Source organism: Ruegeria sp. YTSA105, assembly GCF_059610225.1.
Map to the genome: position 1 here is coordinate 128,359 of NZ_JBXWNE010000007.1, position 22,510 is coordinate 150,868.

Annotated in this window: 27 protein-coding genes; 10 read left to right on the top strand and 17 right to left on the bottom strand. The window is 57.9% G+C overall.

The annotated features are described in order from the left end of the window. Positions 1-24: 24 nt before the first annotated feature. The 4 genes from flhA to AC2FH2_RS11105 are packed head-to-tail and all read left to right on the top strand — an operon-like array spanning position 25 to position 4,290. Positions 25-2,052 carry a flagellar biosynthesis protein FlhA gene (gene flhA, locus AC2FH2_RS11090; protein ID WP_496689896.1) on the top strand — a complete coding sequence of 676 codons (2,028 nt, stop codon included), beginning with the start codon at positions 25-27 and terminating at the stop codon, positions 2,050-2,052. After that, a complete protein-coding gene (locus AC2FH2_RS11095) occupies positions 2,049-2,822 on the top strand; it encodes a flagellar biosynthetic protein FliR (RefSeq protein ID WP_496823558.1) in 774 nt (257 codons plus the stop codon). Before flhA ends, AC2FH2_RS11095 begins: the two co-directional genes overlap by 4 nt. Then, positions 2,819-3,904, top strand: a complete 1,086-nt coding sequence (gene flhB / locus AC2FH2_RS11100) for a flagellar type III secretion system protein FlhB (protein WP_496823560.1) — start codon at positions 2,819-2,821, stop codon at positions 3,902-3,904. Before AC2FH2_RS11095 ends, flhB begins: the two co-directional genes overlap by 4 nt. Then, positions 3,904-4,290, top strand: coding sequence for a hypothetical protein (locus tag AC2FH2_RS11105; protein ID WP_496823562.1), 387 nt, complete (start codon positions 3,904-3,906; stop codon positions 4,288-4,290). Before flhB ends, AC2FH2_RS11105 begins: the two co-directional genes overlap by 1 nt. 17 nt (positions 4,291-4,307) lie before the next feature. On the opposite strand, the gene AC2FH2_RS11110 is transcribed toward AC2FH2_RS11105, so the two are convergent. From AC2FH2_RS11110 to AC2FH2_RS11150, 9 genes are read right to left on the bottom strand one after another with little or no spacing between them, the layout of a single operon-like run. Then, entirely contained in the window at positions 4,308-4,817 is a 510-nt protein-coding gene (locus AC2FH2_RS11110; protein WP_142638313.1) for a flagellar basal body-associated FliL family protein, read from the bottom strand. A 12-nt stretch (positions 4,818-4,829) separates the two neighbouring features. Beyond that, positions 4,830-5,561, bottom strand: coding sequence for a flagellar basal body L-ring protein FlgH (flgH, locus tag AC2FH2_RS11115; RefSeq protein ID WP_425596250.1), 732 nt, complete (start codon positions 5,559-5,561; stop codon positions 4,830-4,832). Beyond that, positions 5,561-5,977 (bottom strand): flagellar basal body P-ring formation chaperone FlgA, encoded by a 417-nt coding sequence (gene flgA / locus AC2FH2_RS11120; protein ID WP_281995580.1) that lies wholly within the window; start codon positions 5,975-5,977, stop codon positions 5,561-5,563. Before flgA ends, flgH begins: the two co-directional genes overlap by 1 nt. Further along, positions 5,977-6,762 (bottom strand): flagellar basal-body rod protein FlgG, encoded by a 786-nt coding sequence (gene flgG / locus AC2FH2_RS11125; RefSeq protein WP_142638319.1) that lies wholly within the window; start codon positions 6,760-6,762, stop codon positions 5,977-5,979. The genes flgA and flgG overlap by 1 nt, the downstream gene beginning before the upstream one ends. A 21-nt stretch (positions 6,763-6,783) precedes the next feature. Beyond that, entirely contained in the window at positions 6,784-7,494 is a 711-nt protein-coding gene (locus AC2FH2_RS11130; RefSeq protein WP_271950829.1) for a flagellar hook-basal body complex protein, read from the bottom strand. Beyond that, complete coding sequence (locus tag AC2FH2_RS11135) at positions 7,494-7,766, bottom strand: flagellar biosynthetic protein FliQ (RefSeq protein ID WP_142638323.1); 273 nt, start codon at positions 7,764-7,766, stop codon at positions 7,494-7,496. The genes AC2FH2_RS11130 and AC2FH2_RS11135 overlap by 1 nt, the downstream gene beginning before the upstream one ends. A 3-nt stretch (positions 7,767-7,769) precedes the next feature. Then, complete coding sequence (gene fliE, locus AC2FH2_RS11140) at positions 7,770-8,060, bottom strand: flagellar hook-basal body complex protein FliE (RefSeq protein WP_496823566.1); 291 nt, start codon at positions 8,058-8,060, stop codon at positions 7,770-7,772. Positions 8,061-8,071: 11 nt separating this feature from the next. Then, positions 8,072-8,458 (bottom strand): flagellar basal body rod protein FlgC, encoded by a 387-nt coding sequence (gene flgC / locus AC2FH2_RS11145; protein ID WP_496697353.1) that lies wholly within the window; start codon positions 8,456-8,458, stop codon positions 8,072-8,074. A gap of 13 nt (positions 8,459-8,471) precedes the next feature. Further along, positions 8,472-8,858 carry a FlgB family protein gene (locus AC2FH2_RS11150; protein ID WP_496703074.1) on the bottom strand — a complete coding sequence of 129 codons (387 nt, stop codon included), beginning with the start codon at positions 8,856-8,858 and terminating at the stop codon, positions 8,472-8,474. A gap of 87 nt (positions 8,859-8,945) precedes the next feature. Between AC2FH2_RS11150 and AC2FH2_RS11155 the strand changes: the two genes are divergently transcribed. The 6 genes from AC2FH2_RS11155 (at position 8,946) to AC2FH2_RS11180 (ending at position 16,188) form a co-directional block, all read left to right on the top strand. Next, positions 8,946-10,283, top strand: coding sequence for a FliI/YscN family ATPase (locus AC2FH2_RS11155; RefSeq protein WP_496823569.1), 1,338 nt, complete (start codon positions 8,946-8,948; stop codon positions 10,281-10,283). A gap of 85 nt (positions 10,284-10,368) precedes the next feature. Further along, the gene (locus tag AC2FH2_RS11160; protein WP_496823571.1) at positions 10,369-11,208 is read left to right on the top strand and encodes a flagellar motor protein MotB; all 840 of its coding nucleotides are present in this window, start codon (positions 10,369-10,371) and stop codon (positions 11,206-11,208) included. Between the two features lie 98 nt (positions 11,209-11,306). Then, positions 11,307-12,602 (top strand): flagellar hook protein FlgE, encoded by a 1,296-nt coding sequence (locus tag AC2FH2_RS11165; protein ID WP_271950842.1) that lies wholly within the window; start codon positions 11,307-11,309, stop codon positions 12,600-12,602. Between the two features lie 33 nt (positions 12,603-12,635). Next, positions 12,636-14,087 carry a flagellar hook-associated protein FlgK gene (gene flgK / locus AC2FH2_RS11170; RefSeq protein ID WP_496823573.1) on the top strand — a complete coding sequence of 484 codons (1,452 nt, stop codon included), beginning with the start codon at positions 12,636-12,638 and terminating at the stop codon, positions 14,085-14,087. A 2-nt stretch (positions 14,088-14,089) separates the two neighbouring features. After that, positions 14,090-15,097: a flagellin gene (locus tag AC2FH2_RS11175; RefSeq protein ID WP_496823575.1), complete on the top strand. Its 1,008-nt coding sequence runs from the start codon at positions 14,090-14,092 to the stop codon at positions 15,095-15,097. Next, positions 15,094-16,188 (top strand): flagellar basal body P-ring protein FlgI, encoded by a 1,095-nt coding sequence (locus AC2FH2_RS11180; RefSeq protein ID WP_496703064.1) that lies wholly within the window; start codon positions 15,094-15,096, stop codon positions 16,186-16,188. Before AC2FH2_RS11175 ends, AC2FH2_RS11180 begins: the two co-directional genes overlap by 4 nt. 52 nt (positions 16,189-16,240) lie before the next feature. Here AC2FH2_RS11180 and AC2FH2_RS11185 read toward each other — a convergent pair whose 3' ends face one another. The 8 genes from AC2FH2_RS11185 to AC2FH2_RS11220 form a co-directional block, all read right to left on the bottom strand. Further along, positions 16,241-16,885, bottom strand: a complete 645-nt coding sequence (locus AC2FH2_RS11185) for a DUF1523 family protein (protein WP_496823577.1) — start codon at positions 16,883-16,885, stop codon at positions 16,241-16,243. 10 nt (positions 16,886-16,895) lie between these two features. Continuing rightward, positions 16,896-17,162, bottom strand: coding sequence for a hypothetical protein (locus tag AC2FH2_RS11190; protein ID WP_142638342.1), 267 nt, complete (start codon positions 17,160-17,162; stop codon positions 16,896-16,898). A gap of 1 nt (position 17,163) precedes the next feature. Next, positions 17,164-18,501 carry a DUF6638 family protein gene (locus AC2FH2_RS11195; protein WP_496823579.1) on the bottom strand — a complete coding sequence of 446 codons (1,338 nt, stop codon included), beginning with the start codon at positions 18,499-18,501 and terminating at the stop codon, positions 17,164-17,166. 148 nt (positions 18,502-18,649) lie between these two features. Continuing rightward, entirely contained in the window at positions 18,650-18,982 is a 333-nt protein-coding gene (locus AC2FH2_RS11200) for a hypothetical protein (protein WP_496823581.1), read from the bottom strand. Next, the gene (locus AC2FH2_RS11205; RefSeq protein ID WP_496823583.1) at positions 18,979-20,907 is read right to left on the bottom strand and encodes an AAA family ATPase; all 1,929 of its coding nucleotides are present in this window, start codon (positions 20,905-20,907) and stop codon (positions 18,979-18,981) included. Before AC2FH2_RS11205 ends, AC2FH2_RS11200 begins: the two co-directional genes overlap by 4 nt. 22 nt (positions 20,908-20,929) lie before the next feature. Beyond that, positions 20,930-22,054, bottom strand: coding sequence for a hypothetical protein (locus AC2FH2_RS11210; RefSeq protein ID WP_496694084.1), 1,125 nt, complete (start codon positions 22,052-22,054; stop codon positions 20,930-20,932). Further along, the gene (locus tag AC2FH2_RS11215; RefSeq protein WP_282022195.1) at positions 22,047-22,319 is read right to left on the bottom strand and encodes a hypothetical protein; all 273 of its coding nucleotides are present in this window, start codon (positions 22,317-22,319) and stop codon (positions 22,047-22,049) included. The genes AC2FH2_RS11210 and AC2FH2_RS11215 overlap by 8 nt, the downstream gene beginning before the upstream one ends. Then, positions 22,312-22,509 carry a hypothetical protein gene (locus AC2FH2_RS11220; RefSeq protein ID WP_281973554.1) on the bottom strand — a complete coding sequence of 66 codons (198 nt, stop codon included), beginning with the start codon at positions 22,507-22,509 and terminating at the stop codon, positions 22,312-22,314. The genes AC2FH2_RS11215 and AC2FH2_RS11220 overlap by 8 nt, the downstream gene beginning before the upstream one ends. Position 22,510 lies beyond the last annotated feature (1 nt).

Here is a 22,510-nt window from a genome sequence, read left to right on the forward strand (position 1 = left end):
ACTGTTTTGCTGGCGCTTGCGTTGATGACCGTCATCGTGATGATGATCCTGCCCATGCCGTCCTGGGTTCTGGATGTCGGATTGGCCACGTCCTTCGCCCTGGCGATCCTGATTTTCACGCTGACCCTGTTCATCGAACGGCCGCTGGATTTCTCTTCCTTCCCGACCATCCTTCTGGGGTCTTTGATGCTCCGGCTGTCGTTGAACGTCTCATCGACCAAGCTGATTATCGGTCAGGGGCATACCGGCCCCAATGCCGCCGGCGATGTGATCGAGGGATTCGCAAGCTTCGTCATGGGCGGCAGCATATTCCTGGGCCTTGTCGTGTTCGGCGTCCTGTTGATCGTGAACTTTATGGTCATCAACAAAGGCGCGGCCCGCATGGCCGAAGTTGGTGCGCGATTTGCCCTGGATGGGATGCCCGGGAAACAGCTGGCCATCGACAGTGATATGTCCGCTGGCGCCATCGACCATCAAGAGGCCAAGGAGCGGCGCGAACGGGAACAACAGGAAACCACCTTTTTCGGCTCGCTCGACGGGGCGTCGAAATTCGTCAAAGGCGACGCAGTTGCCGGGCTTTTGATCACCCTGCTGAATCTGGTCATGGGGCTTGTCATGGGCGTGATCGTGCACGGGATGCCGGTGTCATCGGCGTTCGAAACCTACGCTATCCTGACGGTGGGCGATGGTCTGGTCTCGCAAATACCGGCCGTGATCATCTCGATCGCCTCCGCTTTGCTTTTGGCACGTGGCGGCACGCAGGGCGCAACTGACACCGCCATCCTCTCGCAACTGGGGCGCCACCCGGCCGCCCTTGGCACTGTTGCCGGTCTGATGGTGCTGTTCGCCCTGGTTCCGGGCTTGCCGTTTCTGCCCTTTATTCTGGGGGCCTGCGTTTTGGGCTACGCCGCCTATGCGGTGCACCGAAAACAGCACCAGCGAGAAACTCAGGCACAAACCGCGTCGACCGAGGCAGACGAAGCGGTATCACAAGCGATTGGCGATATTCTCGACCTCGATGATGTTCACCTGGAATTCGCACCGGATCTGGTCAGCATGGTCCTGAACCAGGGCACCGGACTGGATGCACGCATTGCGAATATGCGGACCTATGTCGCCTCGACCTTTGGATTGATCCTGCCCGATATCCGTCTGACCGACCGGGCCGAGCTGCCGATGGGAACATATGTCATCAAGGTACATGGGGTGGAACAGGCCCGTGGTGCCCTGAACCCCGATCTGATTCTGGCGCTGGTTCAGGACGGGCACGATCTTTTACCCGAGGGCAGGGATGTCACCGAACCCGTCTATGGTGCGCCTGCACGTTGGATCCTGCCCAAGGATCAAGAGGCCGCAGCCATGAGCGGCGCTACGATTGTCTCGCCCCCGGAAATACTGGCCACGCATCTGCTGGAAATCATCAAACAGAACTTCTCGCGTCTGTTGACGCTGAAGGCGCTACGCAAGCTGCTGTCCGAAATGACCCGGCTCAGCGACCCGGTTCGCGCCGAGGCAAACCGGAAAATGCTGGACGAGCTGATCCCCGACAAAGTTCCAATCGACACACTTCACGCCGTCCTGCGCCTGTTGCTGGACGAACGGGTTTCGATCCGCAATCTGGCGCTTATCCTCGAAAGCATCGCCGAGGCGCGCCTGACCACCACGCAACCCGAGGGGATTTGCGAACTGGTGCGGCAGCGACTTGGGTTCCAGCTTGTGGCTGACATGAAACGCGAAGACGGGTCGATCCCGCTGATCCAGCTTGCACCGGAATGGGAAGACACATTTGCCACCTATCAGGTCGATGCACCCAATGCAGGGCTGGATGTCGCCCTGCCACCGAACCTGTTCAACAAGCTTGCAGATGGCGTGGTGAACAGTGTCTCACATTCTGCTGACCATGGCATCTTTCCCGCCGTCGTGACCTCGACCCGGCGCCGCAGGCTGCTGCGTACGATCATGCATGCGCGCGGCGTGTCCAATCCGGTCCTGTCATTTGAGGAAATCGGGCTCGAGGCGCGGCCCGCACTTGTAGGCACGGTACCCGCATGATCGCCCTCCCACCCGAACTCTTGCCGCACCTGGGCTCTGGGGCCTGGCATTTCTTTGGTGTTTTCCTGCGCGTTTCGGCAATGGTATCCTTGATGCCTGCATTCGGAGAACGCAGCATCCCCACCCGTGTCAAACTTGGCACTGCCGTTGCCTTTACGTTGATCGTGGCGCCAGCAGTGCCGACAAAGGAATTCGATCCCGAATTCCTGTCCATGGTCCAGCTGATCGGAACCGAAGTTTTTGTCGGAATGGCGTTGGGGATGGCGCTGCGCATCTTTGTTCTGACCCTGCAAACGGCAGGATCCATTGCGGCACAGGCGACGTCACTCTCGCAAATTCTGGGTGGGGCCGCCGCCGATCCAGTTCCGGCCATGGGTTATCTGCTGACGCTGGCCGGGTTGGCCCTTGCTGTACTACTTGGCCTTCACATCCGTTTGGCAGAGTTCTTGATCCACAGCTACGATCTGTTTCCCACCGGAACCACACCTGCGGCGCCGGATTTGTCGCAATGGGGCGTGGAACGGGTCTCGTACAGTTTCAGCCTGGCATTCGCACTGGCGATGCCGTTTGTGATTGCCTCGCTGATCTACAACCTTGCGCTTGGTGTCATCAACCGCGCCATGCCACAGCTGATGGTGGCATTTGTCGGCGCCCCGGCCATCACATTTGCGGGGCTGTTTTTGCTGTGCGCTGGCGCGCCTCTAATCCTGTCGGTCTGGTCGGATGCCCTGTTTGACTTCATGCAGAACCCGCTGAGAGATCCGAGATGAGTGCATCGGACAACGACAGCGACAAGTCATACGACCCGACGCCGCAAAAGCTTCTGAAAGCACGGGAAAAGGGTGAGGTCGCCAAATCAAACGACCTGTCTGTTGTCGCGGCTTATGTCGGGCTGCTCATAGGTTTGCTTTTGGCAGGCAAGATTGGTGTTCAACATCTGGGAATATTGTTTGTCGTTCTGATCGACCAATCCGACAAGATCGGAACCATGTTGACGGATGGCCCGGCTGACGGTCTGGTGGGAGGGATGCTTGGCAAGGCTGCAATCTCGATGGCAACCATATTTGTTGTTCCCGCCACTGCGGTTCTGCTGAGCCTGATCGCCCAAAAGGCCCTGGTTTTTGCCCCCAGCAAGCTGCAGCCCAAATTGTCGCGGATCTCGATTCCGTCCAATGCCAAGAACAAATTCGGGCGCGGCGGTCTGTTCGAATTTGCCAAAAGCTTTGCGAAGCTGCTGATTTATTGCGTCTGCCTGTTGATGTTTCTGCGCGTCAACCTGCCCGAGATTTTGACTGCCAGCGCCGCGCCGCCGCAATCGTCGATCGTCTTGATGATGAACCTTTTATTCCGGTTCCTATTCATCGTTGTCACCATCGCACTGGCCATCGGAGTCGTGGACTACCTGTGGCAATATTCCGAACATATGCGCAAGAACCGGATGTCCCGCAAAGAAATTCAGGACGAGACCAAAGACGCCGAAGGTGACCCACATGTCAAACAACAGCGCCGCCAGCGTGCACAGGAGATTGCGGCAAATCAGATGATGGCGAATGTCCCGACTGCGGATGTGATCATCGTGAACCCGACCCACTATGCGGTAGCTCTCAAATGGCAGCGGACGGCCGGCTCCGCACCGACATGCGTGGCGAAAGGTGTCGACCAGATTGCGGCCGCCATCCGCGCCTCGGCGGCCGAGGCCGGGGTTCCGATACACTCGGATCCCCCCACCGCACGGGCTCTCCATGCGACCGTCGAAATCGGGCATGAGATCGCCCCGGAACACTATCGCCCTGTCGCAGCCGCCATCCGCTTTGCCGAAGCCATGCGCAAACGCGCGAAGGACAGAATTTGATGCGGTTTACCGGACTTGCCGATCTGAAGCGTTTATCCGACGCGGCCTTCCAAAAAGAGCAACAGACCTTGCGCCCATATATCGAAGCCGAGGCCGAGATTTTGCAAAAACTGAGCCGATTGGACGCACAGCTTCAGCAGACCCTACAAAACAGCGGCCAAGCTAATGGATATCAGGTCACCGGCACTGATGTTCTGTGGCGTGGATGGGAAGAGGCAACCCGACGAAAACTCAATACAGACCTCGCGCGCGTCCGAGCGCAAAAGCTAACCAAGATGCAAGCCTTGCGGAAAGCGTTCGGACGCAAACAGGCCCTAGGAAAGCTGATTGAAGAACAACAAAAGGCCCGCCGAGACATGCTTATGAAAAAGCGATCGCGGCAATAAGCGGGCCGAAACAGGCTTCAAGTATCCTGACGGTTAACACTCATGATCAGGACTTGCAGCACGTCATCACCCAAATCCTTCTTGGCGACCTGCAGCAAAGCCTTTCGGACCAAATCCAGATTGTCGGATTCCGTAAAGTTTCCGTTGAAACCACCGGTATTTGCGTGATCGAACAGTACCTGCAGAAACCCATCTCTCAACTTTGGCTCAAACTCATAAATCGTTTCAGCAACGCCGGGTTTGGTTTCCAGGCTCAGCGACATTGTGACCAACGCGGCAATCCGGTCGGACTTCACGACCGGGATCACAAACTGTTTCGTCATCTTCAGATATTCATACTTGCTGGCCGTATCCTTTTTGTCCGACTTGGTCTTAGTGGCCTTCTCCTTGGCTTTCTTGGGTTCGGCGGCAGCGGATTTATCCATGTCACCATCTTTGGTTTTTCCAGAAGGAGACATGGCAATTCCCGCACCAATTCCACCGCCCAGGCCAACAAGCAGAAACAATATAGGAAGTAGCTTTTTCATTGTTATACGACCTCAGAACGGCAAAAGTGTATCGAGGACCTGCTGGCCGTAACGAGGCTGCTGCACATCCGTGATCTGGCCTCGGCCACCATAAGACACGCGCGCCGAGGCGATCTTGTCATAGGTGATTTCATTCTTCCGCGAGATGTCCTGTGGCCTCACATATCCCGTGACCAAAAGCTCTCGCAGCTCGAAATTAACGCGCAGCTCTTGCGAGCCGGATATGGCCAGCACGCCATTCGGTAAGGCGTCGATGACGGTCGCCGCAACCCGCAGGGTCAGCTTTTCCTTACGCTTGACCGAGCCCTTGCCTTTACTGACCGAGGATGAGTCGATCCCGACAGCTTCGTCCAGCGTCGCCCCATCGGGCAGCCGTTCCAATGCGCGTTGCGGCAGGCCGAACAGCTCTGGAACCTCAAGGCTTTCGGACCCGCTGCGCGAGCGGTTCGTATCGTTGGAAATCTCGGCTTTCTCGTCCAGCTCGATCACAACTGTCAGGATATCGCCCTTTTTGATCGCGCGCTGATCACCCAAAAGCGATTGCTGCCCCCCGCTCCACAGCGATGACCGATCCACATTGCGTTGCGGCTGCGTGTGCAACGGTAAACCCGGCCACAGCATGGCGACATGTTCAGCAGATTCGTCCGCGGGTGTGAAACTTGGCGGTTTTCCCAAATGATCCAGTCGACCACAGGCGGTCAGAGCCAGACATGCCATCATCAACAGTTTTAGTTTTCCGAACATCATTTTACCTCGATTTGACCGTTAGGCCGGATAAAGCCAACAACAGTTGTACGTGACGACAGATTCATGACCCGAATTCGGTCGCCGACAGCCCCGCGCCCCAGGGCACGGCCTTCGGCCTTGATCGAAAGGGGACGACGGTCAAAGACCAGAACCACCAGATCATTGCGGTCCACCAGCGCGGGCGGCCCGACATCTGCTGCGCGAACCGGGCGTCCGGGGTAAAGCGCGACGCGTGCTTCCTGACCGATCAAATCATCAGGGTTTGTAACCGCTCCGAGGACAACCTGATCTTTGATCTCAAGATCGGCGGCCGAGATCACCTCTTTGGCGCGTATGGTCCGGATCGGCACCACGATCTCAGCCAAGGCACAAAGCGGGCTGATCGTCACCAGTGCTATGAATAGGGCGCGCATCACCGCACCTGCGTTGTTGCGCCCATCATCTGATCGACGGCCGAGATGACCTTGGCGTTCATCTCATACCCTCGCTGGGCTTCGATCAGTTCGGTGACTTCGCGCACGGCATCTACCGAGCTGTCCTCGAGATATCCCTGACGCAATGTGCCCATCCCACCCTCGCCCGGAGTGCCGATAACAGGCGCGCCCGAGGCTTCGGTTTCTTTGAACAGGTTGCTGCCGATCGCCTCCAGCCCCTTGGCATTGGAAAAACTGGCCAGGGTGAATTCACCGAGCAACTGTCCTTCGGCGGTATCATCGAAATAGGCGTAGACCTCACCCGATGCATTGATCGAGATCGACCTTGCATCGTCTGGGATTGTGATCTCTGGCGCGACAGCGAAGCCATCTGAAGTGACGATCAACCCTTCGGCCGAGCGTTTCAGGCTGCCGTCACGGGTAAAGCCGGACTGACCGCTGGGCAACGTCACCTCAAGATAGCCGCGCCCTTCGATTGCGACATCCAAATCGCTGCCAGTGGCCGCCAACGCACCCTGTGCCAGTTGCACGGTGACCGCAGCCGGGCGCACCCCCAGACCCAGTTGTATACCTGTGGGCAAGACGGTGCCGTCATTGGCATTCACCGTCCCCGCGCGCGCCATTTGTTGATAGTGCAGGTCTGCAAACTCAGCGCGGCGCGCGTTGTAGCCTGTGGTATTCATATTCGCCAGGTTGTTCGAGATCGTCTCAACCCGCATCTGCTGAGCGGTCATGCCTGTCGCTGCGATTTTCAGTGCCCGCATATCAATTCCTCCGTTATCAAATCAGCGCATCAGCGCCTTTAGCGCCCCACGCACACGTTCGTCTTCGGTTTCAAGAAAGCTCTGCCCCAACTCATAGGCGCGCTGGATTTCGATCATCCGGGTGACCTGTTCGATCGCGTTCACGTTCGATCCTTCGAGGAATCGGTGCACAATGACCGGCTCCTCCACGGGTTCAATCGCTGCATCTGACCGAAATTGCGTGCTGCCCTCGCGCACCAGGCTCGTGGGATCAGCAACGCGGTAGACGCCGATCTGTCCCAGAACCTGCCCTTCGATACTAAGCGTGCCGTCGCTGCCGACATCAATCGACGCGGCATCCGGCGGAATGAAAACAGGGGCGCCGTTGCTGTCCAGAACCCGGTACCCATCCATGGTAACCAGATCACCCTCGGCACTGGGTGAAAACGCACCCGCCCGTGTCAGCCGGTTGCCGCTGGGGGTTTCGATCATGAAAAACCCGTCGCCTTCGATGGCGAAATCAAATTGCCCGCCGGTTTCGGTCAGAACGCCTTGTTGCAACGAGGTATTGCGTGCCTCTGCCCGCGCCATGGACAAGGACGGATTGCCCGGCGAGGCTTTCACGAACTCGGAAAACACCAAGCCCTGCTGGCGGTACCCCGTGGTATTGGCGTTGGCGATATTGTTCGCCACCAGCCGCATTTCATTCATCAGCCCCGATTGGCGGGATAAGGTAGTATATGAGGTATCCATCAGCGGCCTCCGGCGATCAGTGGGATGAGGGTTGAGGTGAAGAACGTCACCAGCGTCTGGGTCATGAACCCCATCGAAATCCAGAAAACGATCACGATGGCGATCAGCTTTGGCACGAAGGTCAGCGTCATTTCCTGCACCGAGGTCAGCGCCTGGAACAGACCCACAACCAGACCCGAGACCAATGCCACCGCCAGGATCGGGACGGATGTGATCACCGCGACCCAAAGCGCCTGACGGACGATGTCATAATAGAGACCTTCGCTGAGCATCGATCAGACCGGCATCCGCAGGATTTCCTGATAGGCCTCGACCACTTTGTTGCGCACGATCACGGCGGTTTCCACGGCCAGTTCGGTCTGCGCAAGCGCCTGAACCAGCGCGTGCGGGTCGGCCTGGCCGGTCATGGCCGCGCCGGACATCTGCTCGGACTGTTTCAGTGTCGCGGCAAAGTCCTGAAAGGTTGACCGCAGACCCTGCGCCATTCCGGCAAGATCTGGGTTAGGCTTGGTTGCAGGCCGCGCTACGGCATAATTCTGCGCGGCGGTCAGGGATCGGATATCCATTCTGGTGTCCTTTATTTTCTGAGAAGTTCCATAAGGCTCGACGACATTTGTCGTGTCTGGTCGAACATCTTGAGATTGGCCTCATAGCTGCGCTGCGCTTCGCGCGCGTCAGCGATTTCGATCATCAGATCAACGTTGGACCCGCGATAATGGCCGGTCTCATCGGCCAAAGCGTGGCCCGGGTCATAGATGCGGGCCAGGTCGCGGCGATCAAGCTTAACGCGCCCGGTCTCGACCATTTGCGCGCCGTCTTTGCTGACCGCTTCAAACGGCACGGTTTTGCGCCGATATCCCGGCGTATCCGCATTCGAGATGTTTTCGGAGACGTGCCGCAAACGGGCCGCCTGCGCGCGCAGGGCGCTGGCCGAGGCGGAAAGGGAATGGGAAAAATCGCTCATCTCTCAGCCCTCCTCACCCGCGACCAAGGCTGGTGCGCAGCATGCCAATCGAGGATTTATAGATCGCCAGCGCGCGATCATGTTGACGCTTGACCTCGACCGCTTTGAGCATTTCTTCCTCAAGAGAAACACCATTTCCGTTGGGATCGCCCGAGGGCGCGGCATCGAACTCGGCCCAGGGTTGGGCTGCGGCGGCGCCGTTCAGATGCCCGGCCCGCGTGGCGGTCATCGCAACCTCACGCCCGGAATTTTCGAAAGCTATCTGAAAGGTCTCGATATCGCGGGGTTGATAACCCGGCGTATCCGCATTTGCCATGTTTCGCGCAATGACAGACTGCCGTTGCCCGGCATGGGCTGCCATTGCGTACGCTGTCTTAAAGACGTTCAGGTCAGAGAACATCGGGGCTTCTCCCTCGATCAATTTCAATCAAGGCTTAACCCCGATTCCTTTAGAAACCGTTTTCAGAAACCCGTTGGAGAACCCACGATGACCGATCTCGACCCGATGCTTCTGAAATGCGAATTCGACCGTCTGTCCGCCATGCGTCATATGGGCCGCGTGGCCAGTGTTGGGCGCGGCGTCATAGAAATAGAGGGGTTGGAGTACGTTGCCCGCATCGGCGACAACCTGACCCTGCGGCGGCGCAGCGGCCCTGATCTGGCGGGTGAAGTTCTGCATGTCGAATCGGATCTGATCCACATGTTACCCGCCGCTGCACCCGATGGGGTTTGCTTGGGTGATCGGGTGATTCTAAATCAGACACCGGCATTTTCCCCCGGGCTGCACTGGCTGGGCCGGGTCATTGATCCCTTCGGCAAACCGCTGGACGGCAAGCCGTTGCTGTCGGGCACTCAGGAACGAGACATCCTGCAAAATCCACCACCTGCCGTTGTCCGCAAACCGCTGGGCGCACGGATGGAAACCGGGCTGAGCATTATGAACACCATGTTACCTGTGGTGCAGGGGCAGCGTATCGGCCTGTTCGCCGGGTCTGGGGTCGGCAAGTCGACCCTGTTGGCCACGCTGGCGCGGTCGATGCAGGCAGACGCGGTTGTGGTCGCTCTGGTCGGCGAGCGGGGTCGTGAGGTTAATGAGTTCGTTGAACATGCGCTTGGGGCCAAGGGGTTGGCACGATCCGTGGTTGTGGCGGCAACTTCGGATCAGTCAGCACTGGCCCGCAGGCGCTGTGCATGGTCGGCACTTTCAGTCGCGGAATTCCTGCGGGATCAGGGGCTGAACGTCCTGTTTCTGGCCGATTCGGTCACCCGCTTTGCCGAGGCGCACCGCGAAATCGCCGTTGCGATGGGTGAGGCCCCCTCTTTGCGCGGGTTCCCACCTTCGGTCACGCCCTTGATTGCAGGTCTGTGCGAACGAACCGGGCCGGGCACCGCTGATCAGGGTGATATCACCGCGGTATTCAGCGTTCTAGTCGCGGGCTCGGACATGGATGAACCGATTGCCGACATTCTGCGCGGTGTCCTGGACGGGCATATCATCCTGAGCCGCGACATTGCCGAGCGTGGCCGTTTCCCGGCCATTGACCTCAGCCGGTCGGTTTCACGCAGCCTGCCCGCGGCTGCCTCGGTTGCGGAAAACCGGATGATCTCGGAAACCCGCAAGCTGGTTGGCAGTTACGAGCAATCCGAGGTTATGATCAAAGCCGGGCTTTATGCCGAAGGGGCAGACCTGTTATTGGATCAGGCAGTCCGGGTTCATGATGAGCTTGATGGTTTTTTCGGCAAGGCCGAGCCGGACGGAATCAGCAACAGTTTCAAACACCTGCAACTGATTCTGCGCCGTGCCGGGGCAGCATTACCGCAGTGAGGAATTCAAGACAGTTTTAAGTGTTAAGCCCACCTTAAGACCTGCCCGGCTACCCCTGTAACTGGGTGATAAAAAGGTGGTGGAGATGGGTGCGCAATCCAATGTGGCGCCAATCATCATCAAGAAGAAACGTGTGTCAGGTGGCGATGGTCACCATGGTGGCGCGTGGAAAGTCGCATATGCCGACTTTGTCACGGCCATGATGGCGTTCTTCATGTTGATGTGGCTGCTGAATGCAACAACGGAACAACAACGCAAAGGGCTTGCGGATTATTTCTCGCCGACCATTCCCATAAACCCGGTTTCGGGTGGCGGCGATGGGGCCTTTGGCGGCAATAACATGTTCTCTGAGGAAACTCTGGTCATGGACGGGACCGGCGCCAGCAAACGCAGCCCGACGCCCGCGCGACAAGCGCGTGGGTCGGTTGGCGTCAGCTCGGACGGCGGCGGAACAGAAACGGTCGAAGACTTTTCCTCACTGGAATCAGAGCTTATGGGGCGAACCGGCGAAAGCATGGTGTCCGACAAGGTCCTCAAACATATCGTCACCCGCGTGACGGATGAGGGTCTGGTGATCGAACTCTTTGCCACCAAGGATCAACCTCTGTTCGAATCAGGGACGAACCAACCAACCAATATGCTGCGTGCTCTGACATTGTTGGTGGCCCGATCCTCTGATCTGGTGACAAATGACATGGCGGTCGGAGGGCATGTCGGTTCCTCGCCGGTGGTTCTGGCCAAAAACCCGGCCTGGGATTTGTCTACCTCGCGCGCTCAGCAAGTTCGCCAAATGCTGCAGGACAAGGGTGTTGCGCCGCTCAGGTTGGACCGCGTAACCGGTCATGCTGATCGAAAATTGTCGGATGAAAACCCGATGGCCGTACGCAACAACAGGATCGAGATTATCTTTCTGCGCGGCACCTGAGAATAAAAGGATAGACGGCATTTTACCCGTTAGCGCGCTGTTAAGGCCCAGCGCGTTAGCTGTTGCATCAAGATTTGACGCAACAGAAGGGCGTGCCAATGACAATTTCCTCTTCGCTGAACGCTGGTGTGGCCGCATTGAAGGCCAATGCAAACCGGCTGGCGACGATCTCGGACAATATCGCGAATTCGTCGACCTTCGGGTATAAACGGGTCGAAACCGATTTCCATTCGATGGTCACCTCCGGCCAGGGCGGCAGCTATTCCGCTGGGGGCGTTCGCACCACCAGCCAACGCCTGATCGACCAGCGCGGTTCGCTGGTGACAACCAACAACTCCACCGACCTTGCGGTGCGTGGGCGCGGCATGATGCCTGTACGACCAAGTTCTCAGATCGCGGCCGGTTCGAATGAGATGTTGCTGACCACGACAGGGTCGTTCCGCACCAATGAAGAAGGATATCTGGTCACCGAATCAGGGCTTGTTCTGCTGGGTTGGCGTGCGAATGCGGATGGAACCATCCCTGCGGTTCCGCGTGACACTCCAGCTGCGCTTGAACCCATTCAGCTCAGTGTTAATCAACTGTCGGGCGCGCCCACGACGCAGATGAATCTGCGCATGAACCTGCCCGCGACCGCTACGGATGCGGGTTCCCCTGGCGACATGCAACCCTTGTCCGTTGAATATTTCGACAATCTGGGAAAATCCGAAAGCGTTGATATCGAACTCGTCCCTACAGTGCCGGCCACTGGCAGCAGTAACGAATGGACGATGATCATGCGCGATTCAGCCTCGGGCGGCACCATTATCGGTGAATACACCCTGACCTTCACCGATAGCCGAACTGCGGGTGGCACGCTGGCCAGCGTAACTGCGGTCACCGGCGGTGCATATGACCCAGCAACCGGCAGCGTTGTGGTGAACGTGGCCGGCGGCCCAATGGAGATCAATATAGGGGAAATCGGGGATGCCGACGGAATCACGCAACTGTCCGATACATTTGCACCAGTTTCGATCACGCGCGACGGTTCGGCGGTCGGCACCATGACCAGCGTTCAGGTTGACGAAAACGGGTATGTTTATGCGTTCTACGATACCGGCGTCAGCCGACGCATGTACCAAATCCCATTGGCGGATGTTCCGAACCCAAATGGACTGACCGCGCTGGACAGCCAGACCTATGCACCATCCCGGGAAAGCGGGACGTTCTTTCTGTGGAATGCGGGGGACGGGCCAACCGGCGACCTGGTTTCTTTTGCGCGCGAAGAATCCACTACCGATGTGGCGACCGAGCTGACCTCAATGATCCAGACACAGCGGGCTTACTCTTCCAGCGCAAAGGTTATCCAAACGGTGGATGAGATGCTTCAGGAAACAACCAATATCAAACGCTGATCAGGGTTTTGATTCAGGAAAGGGACCTGCAGAATGAATATGTCCACAGCATTGAACAACGCGTTGGGCGGCCTGACCGCCGCCAGTCGCGGTGCGGCGGTTGTGTCCGAAAATATCGCAAACGCATTGACGCCCGGCTACGCGCGCAGGTCACTGGAACTGGCAACCAACACGATTTCCGGTCACGGCGTGCGTACCGTAGGTGTCATTCGTCATCAGGATCCCGTCCTCACGTCCAACCGCCGGGCCACGGATGCCGATCTGGCCTTCCACACCACCATTTCAGACTTTCACACAAGGTTGGAATCTTTGGTAGGGTCCGCCGATGATCCCGCATCGCTTTCGGTTCGGCTGGCTGATTTTGACAGCAGCCTGCTAACAGCGGCAAGCCTGCCGGATTCCAGTGAACGACTGGACCAGGTAGCGCGCACGGCTCAGGATCTGGCACGCGGTCTGAACGCAGCCTCTGAAGGGTTGCGTCAGATGCGATCCGACGCGGACCGGTCCATCGGCAAACAGGTCGACACCCTGAATCAGACCCTCAAGGATATTGAAGAGCTGAATGCCAAGATCCCGGCCATTAAGTATTCCGGCGCCGATATTGGTGGGATACTGGATCAACGACAGGTCCTGATTGATCAGGTCAACGAACTGGTTCCTGTAAATGTGATTCAAAGGGACAATGATCAGGTCTCGCTTTATTCTGATGGCGGCTTGATATTGCTGGAAAACACTGCGGCCGAGTTCTCCTTTTCGACAACCGGCGACACCAAGCCCCATATGACCCTGGCAAACGGGTTGTTGTCCGGGCTTGAGATGAACGGAAACACTGTCCGCACCAGTGGCGATTTTGCCCAAATTCGCGGCGGTGCCTTGATGGCCCAATTCCAGATTCGGGATGAAATCGCGGTTGAGGCTCAGGTCGATCTGGATGCTGTTGCGCGCGATCTTATCGAAAGGTTCGAAACGCCGGGGCTGGATCCGACCGCGCTGGCCACGGATCCGGGCGTGTTCACCGATGACGGCAACCGGTTTGATCCGGCATCGGTGACGGGATTGGCCTCGCGCATCAGCTTGAACGCAATCGTCGACCCGGACGCCGGAGGAGAGAGCTGGAAACTTCGCGCCGGGCTGGGTGCGGCCACACCCGGCAGCGCCGGAGATGCCAGCCAGCTGCGCGCCTTCAGCTCAATTCTGAACGACGAACGCCCTGTTTCCGGCGCTGTTTTCGGGGCCGGAAACATGCCTGCCGCAGACATCTCAGAGGCGCTGTTGTCACGGGTTGGCTCGGACGCCCATGTGGCCGATGGGCGGCGGGTGTTTGCAAACAGCGCCAATCTGGAAATGACGGCCATTGAGGCCGAACAGGGCGTCGATACCGATCAGGAATTGCAGCGACTAATGCAAATCGAACAGGCCTATGCGGCAAATGCCAGACTGGTTTCGGTCGTCGATGAACTTATGGACACATTGTTGAGGCTGTGATGATGAATGTAACCTCTATGGGCGACCTAGCGCTCGGATTGACCCTGAAATCGCGGGCGATTGATATCAAAAATCAGATCGAAACCCTGTCATATGAGATGTCTTCAGGCAAGGTGCAGGATGTCTCCGGCCATCTGGACGGGGATTATTCCTATCTTCTGGATATGGATCGCAACCTGTCGCGCCTGGATGCCTTTCAGGTGGCCACAGCCGAAGCTGGCCTGTTCACTGACGCCATGCAGCTAAGCCTTACAACGGTCAACGACGCGGTGGGGCGCCTGACGTCATCCTTACTGGCATATGGGACCTCCAATCAGGCGGTCACGCATGAACACGCCTCTGTTCAGGCCAGAAATGAGCTGGATACGGTCATGTCAGCATTGAATACCCGGGCTGGTGGCCGAAGCCTGTTTTCCGGCGTGGATACTGATGTATCGCCTCTGGCGTCTGCGGATGCCTTATTGACCGCGTTAGAGGCTGAGTTGACGGGGCTGACAACACTCACAGATATCACACAAGCGGCGGAAGACTGGTTCAATGATCCTGCGGGTTTCGATGCGGTTATCTATCAGGGCTCAGATACAGCGCTGGCACCGATGAGCATTTCGGAGAATGAAAGTGTCTCTATTCCGATCACTGCGACCGATCCGACGCTCAAAGCCGCGTTGCGGGACATCGCCGTCGCCGCTCTGGTTTCGAACGATAATCTGGGACTTCCCAATGATCTGCGGACATCCTTGTTTACCCAGTTGGGTGTCGAGCTTGCCAATACGCAGGACGGCACAGTGAATTTGCGGGCGGATGTTGGCGCCTCCGGAGCCAGAATTGAACAAGCCGCCACGCGCAATGCGGCGGCGCGTACAAGCCTGGAATACAGCCGAAACTCTCTGATCGCCGCGGACCCGTATCAAACCGCAGTGCAACTGCAGACTGTCCAATTTCAATTGGAAAGCCTGTATTCTGTCACCGTTCGCAACGCGAACCTATCGTTGGTGAATTTCCTGAGATGAGATTACTTGCTATTCTCCTGATCCTGCTTCCGAGCCTGTCTTTTGCCGGGGCAATCCGGCTGAAGGACCTTGTCGATTTCGACGGGGTGCGCGGCAATGATCTGGTTGGTTATGGTCTCGTGGTCGGATTGAATGGAACCGGCGATGGGCTCAGGAACTCTCCGTTCACCGAAGAGATCATGTCCAATATTCTGGAACGGCTTGGTGTGAACGTGAATGGTGAGGATTTTCGCCCCAAGAACGTCGCCGCTGTTCTTGTGACAGCCAGCCTACCCCCCTTTTCGCGGGTCGGTGGCCAGATTGATGTCACCGTTTCGGCCATCGGCGATTCCAAAAGCTTGCTGGGCGGGACGCTTATTATGACACCGCTGAATGCGGCAGATGGTCAGATCTATGCGGTGGCACAGGGGTCAGTTCTTGCAGGTGGCGCCGTTGCCGAAGGCGATGCGGCTTCGGTCACCCAAGGGGTTCCGACATCCGGTGTGATCCCATCCGGAGCTCGGGTCGAACGTGAAATCGACTTTGAGCTTTCCGATCTGACCCAAATGCGCCTAGCCCTGCGTGAACCGGATTTTACAACCGCCGGTCGGATCGAACAGGCAATCAATACCGAATTCAACCGGGCCGTAGCGATCATGCGCGATTCCGGGACGGTCGAACTGAATATTGCAGCGACACAGGCGATCTCGACCGCGCATGCGCTTGGGCGCATTGAAAATATCCTAGTAGAGCCAGAAACAAAGGCGCGAGTAGTAGTCGATCAGCGTTCGGGCACGATTGTCATGGGTCAGGAAGTGCGTATCTCACGTGTGGCAGTCTCACAGGGCAACCTGACACTGACGGTCGAAGAGGCCCCTATCGCGGTTCAGCCGAACCCGTTCGCCCGAGGCGAAACCGTCGTGGTTCCGCGTACCGTAGCCGGTATCGAAGAAGAGGAAGGCACCGGTCTGGCGGAAATTCCCGAGGCCACGACCTTGTCCGAAGTCGTCGCAGGGCTTAACGCTTTGGGTGTTTCACCCCGCGACATGATCGACATCCTGAAAACGATCAAAGCGGCCGGAGCATTACACGCCGAGTTCATCGTTCGATGAAGGGCTATCCCGGCGGTAGGCGCACAGCCCCAAGACCCGCCGGGAATTCACGTCACTTTGATTTCCAACTGTCCAACCATTTGCGGAATCGGTTGCGATGCTCACCGATGGCGTCGCCGGTTGCATACAACCCATCCTCGACACTCTCGATCATCGGATCGATCCGCGCCTGGCGGAACCTGCGCCAGCGCACCCAGATTGCCCAGACAATCGCAAAGAAGACCGTCAGGAAGACGATGTTGAACCAAGGGATCAGACGCGCATCCGGACCGTCGACATGTTTGATAAAGACAGCGTTGGGAAAGATCGACATGAACTCATTCCGCCAGCCATAATGCGTCACTGCAACCCAGTCCGGGTCGTTTTTGGCCGAGATCGCGTCATTGGCTTCGGTATACAAATTTGCAGTGTCGAATTTGAAATAGGGCGGCCAACCCCAGCTGGTATCTTCGTTGCGATACACAATCGGTTTGCCATTGGCACGTACGGCCTGAATGAACTGTACATCCCGGTTCGACAGACTGGCCGACTGATCATCGGGCTCGGACCAGAAGATCCGGGTCCAGTCGTTCAGGTCCTGCCGTTCTTCATAGGTGTTGACGATCCGAACCACATCCCGTTGCGGCAGAGAATACTGAAGGACTACGGCGACCGTTCCCCAGAAAATCAGAATGAATGCCCATTTAAAATAGGCCATGCTTTACCTCTCACATGTAGTTCACAATGTAGATCAGCGACCCGATCGCTACCCAAGGCACAACATAGACACCCAGGATCAATTTGCGCCGGAACGAATTGTCATAGACGTGCAGCCCCCGTGCGACAAAGGCTGCCTTGTCTCCGGTTTTGCCCTTTTCGTCCCACCAATGCTCTAGCCTGCGGCGACGCACACTGCGTGAATACAGCGACAGGGCAAAATAGGCCACGGTCTGGATGACTAGCAGGATCAGAAACAGGCGCATCGCTCCGAACATTTCAATCCTTTCCTAACGCGCCCCAGGGACCAACGCGGGCGATAACAGTTTCGCTGATCCTGTCTCGACCGCTCATATCCGGCTCATGTCCGAACAGGGCAGCGCGGGCACCCGCCTTGTCCACCTGATACTCACGCGCGAGGAAATCAGCAACATAGGCCTTCTTGGCCTCGGACCAGGATTTGTAGGTGCTATAGAACAGCTCTTTGTGGCAGATGAACATCTGGCGCGGGTCCAGTGGGGCCAATTCGGCCAGCAGCATGTTCACCAGATCACGGTTCGGCGTATCGGCGGCCCGCAGCGTATAGAAATACGCCGAATGATCCGAGGTGATCCGGGGCCACCGCCCGCCATCCGTCGCCCAGCGCAATAGCTGCGCCAGCCCATGATAGGCCTCGGGCAACCGATCCGCGTGGGTGCGCGCCAGCCGCCGCATATCGCTGCGGTTCAAACCGGTCAGATCGACCCCGGCATCTGCGGCCGCGTCAATGGTCAGGAAATCCATCTTTTGCTGCAGGATCGCAGCAGCATCCACGCCGCGCGCCTTGACGATGGGTTCGACCAGGTCGTTATAGTCCAGGAACTTGGCGATCTGGTTCCGCTGCGACGGGTCAAACGTGTATTTGATGTTCAGATCGTCGGGCTTTTCGCCCATGCAGATCGCCGCCGGGTGATCCATGTCTGGAAACAGATATAGCCCGCCGAAATGCGCGGTCCAGAAATTACGCTGTTCAAAGGCAGTGTGGCGCAGGTGGACCGGGTTGCGGGTGATATCGCCGGTTTCCTTGGCCGTTTCGATCATCTTTGCGATCAACACATCGTCGAACCAGGCGTCCTCTTCGGTTTTGAACTGCTCAACCATGCCCGCCAGTTGCTGTGCCTTGCGCAGTGTGCCGCCAGCAGTATCGGCCTCAATCTCAATCTTTTGGATGTTGAACAGATCGCGCGGGGTGCTGAGTTTGATGACCGAGTTCACCAGCTCTCCGGCCACCGCATCGGTGGCGGTCAGGGCGAACAGCTGCGCCTCGTTCATCTCGATGAATTCGCGCAGGATATCGCGCGAGGTCGAGAATTTGACGTTCAGCAGAGGCGCACGTTTCTGTTCGGTCGTCAGCAGGATGAACTGCCGGTTGACCCCGTTGGGGTTGAGGTAGAGCTCATCCTCCAGCTCAATCCCCACCTCAGGCGAGTAGCCCGAGATATCGACATGGAAATCCGTCAACGCCGTGGTCCTGCCCGCCAGATGCTGCAACGCGCGGTTATACCGCTCGACCAGAGCCGGGCTGGAGATGTGGACGAGGTTGCCGAACATCAGGCCTTTTTCGATGAGGCGGATCATGACGTTTGCCTTCCCGCGCAACGGTAGCGATGCTCCCGGCCCGAGGGTGGGTGCGGAACGCGCCCGCCCTCGGGAGCGGGTCGGGCGCGTCGCGGCTTCGCCGCGATATCACGCTCAACCAGAACCACGATTTTCTCTAACTCAAAACTCATGCGCGCAATCCTCTTGCGAAGGCAAAAATGATCGCGAATCCAACGGGTATTGCTATCAACCAGAACTGTAGCTGAAAATAGACCATAACATCTGCGGGATTTGCGTTGCCAGCGTCCACAGCAAAGCGGTCGACAAAAACATCCGTTAAAGCATAGCTGGCAAGAATTGTTAGAGGTGCGCAAGCCGCACCATAGGCCAACAATGGAAGAAGCCATTCCTTTCCATTCTCTTTGGTCGCACGAGCCGTGCGATAGGCTCGTAAACCTATTAGTATAGCAACCGCAGTACTCACCAGTAGCGGTAGACCTATGGCGATCAGATAGGTCACTTCCCCTCCAGAAACCGCCGCTTGGCCTCTTCCATCCGGCCCATCTCACGCACCGCGTTGTCGATGGCGACCTCGTCGCTCTTGTCGGCATAGCGGAACTCGCTGTCGGCGTAGCGATTGATCTCTTGCATCACCATTTCCACCGTGATCGGCTGGCGCAGGTCCTCGATCATGGCCTTCTTGGTGACGTAGTCGCGGAACAGGAACAGGTCGGGGTTCTCCATCCATTCGTCGGGCAGTTCGAAATCCATCGCGCGGACCTTGACCGCATCGGTGATGTTCTTGATCGCGCGGCCGGTGAACCGTTCATCCGCCTGTTGGATCGCCTTCAGGTAGGTGCCCATCTTGGCAATCGTGTCCAACTGCCCGATCTGCCCTGAAACCCGGTCATAGACCTGCAAGAGAGCCTCTTCATGCGGCCGGGAGTGGCTTTCGAAACTGGCAGCGACGGCCTTCTTGATCTCTTGCGCGGCATAGGCTTCGTGCTCGCCCAGCGGGATGTCGTGGTTGCGGCCCATCAGCAGGTACAGGATGTCGATGTAATCCTCGCGCGTTTGCGGCCCGTCCACCAGGAACCGCGCGCCCGCCCGCTGACGCAGGGCGTCGTCCACATTCTCGGGGTAGTTCGAGAACATGCCAAAGGTGCAGTTGCCGCGCACGACGGTGTTGGCGCCGGCAAAGCTCTCCATCAGCACGGCGGTGATTTCCAACTGCCCGGCTGACGACTGCCGGTCACCGCGTTTGCCCGCCAGCTGGTCGATGTCGTCAATGGTGCCGAAGCCGATGACCGAAGGGTCGATGATCGTGTTGATAAAGGCTTTGGCGTTCTGGCCGGATTTACCCTGGTAGCTGTCGATGTTGTCAGTGCTCAGGTTCTGATAGCGGAACGGATAGCCCGCGTTTTGGCAGTAATCGTTGATCAGCCCGGCCATCATCTGGATCAGGGTGGTCTTGCCGGTGCCCGGTTTGCCGTCGCCCATGAAGGTAAAGATGAACCCACCAAGCTCGGCAAACGGGTTCAGGCGGCGGTCGAAGTCATAGGCCATCACCATCTTGGCCAGCTTCATCGCCTGATACTTGGCGATATGGTTGCCGACCACTTCATTCGGCTTCTTGAACGTCATGGTCAGGGTGGTGGATTTGGCCTTGGAGGCCGGTTCGAACCCCCGGATCGTCAGATCATCAGCCTCGATGTGCCATGCGGCGTTCTGGAACGGGGCCAGATGGCCTGCTGACTGCGCGCGCAGCGCGGCCTTTTCCATCAGTTGCTCGGCATAGGCGCTGGTGGCGGCAATCAGGTGGGCATCGTCGGGGGCATGTTTGGCGAGGGTCTGGTCCAGCTCCCACAGCGCGCCATGCAGGGCAAGTTGGCCGTTGTCGGTCAGAACTTCTTCGATTTCCCCGACATCAACTGTGGTTTCGCCCAGATGTGAGGACATCAAATAGGCCAGTGCATTGCCGAAACTGTGCGAGGTGATCAGCGCCTCGGCCGTCAGCAGTTCCGAGAATTCGGTCTTGCGCGCGGCGGGCAGATCCCCCGCCAGGTTCGCGCGTTTCAGATCGGTCAGCGGGGTCTGTTCCGCATAGGCCTCAGACACGGCCAGAGCGATGGCGATGGCGCGGCGAATGGCCTGTTGCGTGGTGGCCTGCGGGGGTGAAACCAGCGTATCGCCATCATCAGACGCCTCAATCCGTTCCACCAGATGCACCCCGTCGGCCCGCACAGTGCGCCTTGTCACCAGACCCGGCGTGGTAGACCGAAACCGCCGACCCGTGGAGACGCCCGGCGACCTCTCAACCGCGGCCTCAACCGCTTTGGCAATCCGCGGCGCGTGCTCGAACCCGTTCATCAAGGCGGTGGCCGCAGTGTAGTGCTTGCGAATATCGTCTTCGCGCAATTCCATCTGGTCTGACGTCAAACTCATCTCAAAATAGCCTTTACTGTCTTCAATATCTCAACACCTGCCCGGTCTTGCTGACGACGAACTTGCGCACGTCACCAAAACCCGGCGGGTTGCGCTCGGCCAGTACCTGGAACGGGCGTTGTGGCAGAATGATCGAGCGCTCGGTTTGCGTCGCCCCCGTCTCGGCCCCCTGCCCGCCGAATGGGTCCAGCGCAAAAACCTCGCGGTCTACGGTCCCGAACCAGCCTGAGCGTTCTTGAATCACATCCTCGCTTCGCAGCGCTTCAGTGGTCCAGGCCAAGGCCCAATCCTGACCCGCAGGGGATTTCGCATCCTCCAGCACCTGCCGCAGCGGGCCGGATTGCTCGGTAAAGGCCGAGGAGTACATCGGCCCCACATGAATGCGGCGCAGGTGTTTGGGATGCAGGTCGTCGAAATCCTGATCAAAGCCTTTGGCGATGGTCACCAGTTTCAGCCCACCCAAGGATTGCGCCATCAGATGCGCCTGCACTTCGGGCCAGCGGCGTTGATCTTTGGGCAGGGCCGTGCGCCCCGAATCCTCCAACTCCATCAGGTAGATGACCGGCAGGTTGATCTGGCTGTCGTACACCGCCCAGTGGATCAGGAATTTTCGCCGCTCGCCCTCATTGCCAATCCAGTGACATTCGGGATCGTTACGGGCCCAGAAAAGCTCACCCTTCAGCAATTCCTCGTAATAGAGCCTTTGGGACAGCGCGAATTGCAGCTTGGTCGGGATCTCCCGGTCGCTGATAATGGTGCGCACCATGTCGGTTTTCAGCTCATCCTCGGACGGCATATTCGCCAGATGCACTTGCGCCTGCTGCGCATCGTTGGCCATGGTCAGCAGCTCGGCCGCCACCGGAAACCCGCTGTCGCGCTTGTCCATGGCGAGGCTGCCAAAGAACCGCCCCGTATCGCGCCCGACCAGCAGGTATTTCATGGACAGCGCACGGAAGGTGTAGAGCAGCCCCGAGAGATAGCGCGACACGATCCGCACCTCTTGTTTCGAGATCGCGCCCTCCGCCTCCATCGTCGCGGCCACGCGCAGAAGGTGGACGGTGATTACCTCGAATTTGCGAAAGTAACGACGCGAGGCGAAGGTATCGGTCAGGCCGACATGGTCTTGGGTGAGGTTAAGGTCACTCATTCACGTTTGCCTGCGATTGACGCTTCTGTTTTCTTAATAGAACGAGAGCCCACATTACAGCCACGACGCCCGCCAGCATACTGGGAGTGCCCAGCAAAAACGCCAAATGGTAGGATACACGAGCTATGAACATTCCAAAGCTGCCCTGTGCAAACAAAAGCCCGGACAAAAACGCCGCCAAAATAGGCCAAAAAATCATCGCTATACCGAACCAGAGTATTCTGAAGCCGACGACCTTGGGTCTTTGTTGAATTTGTTCAGTCAACGGTTCCGTTCCACAAACGATGAGCCGAATGAGAAAGGCTGGCGACCACAAGAACGACGGCCACCCATCCAAACGGTCCGCCTAGAACGGCGTACATCACTGAGAACACAAGCCAGAAACTGCCGAGAACGATCCACCAAAACCAGTTCTCTGGAGCCACCAGAAATGTAAAAAACTCCAGCAGTTCCAAG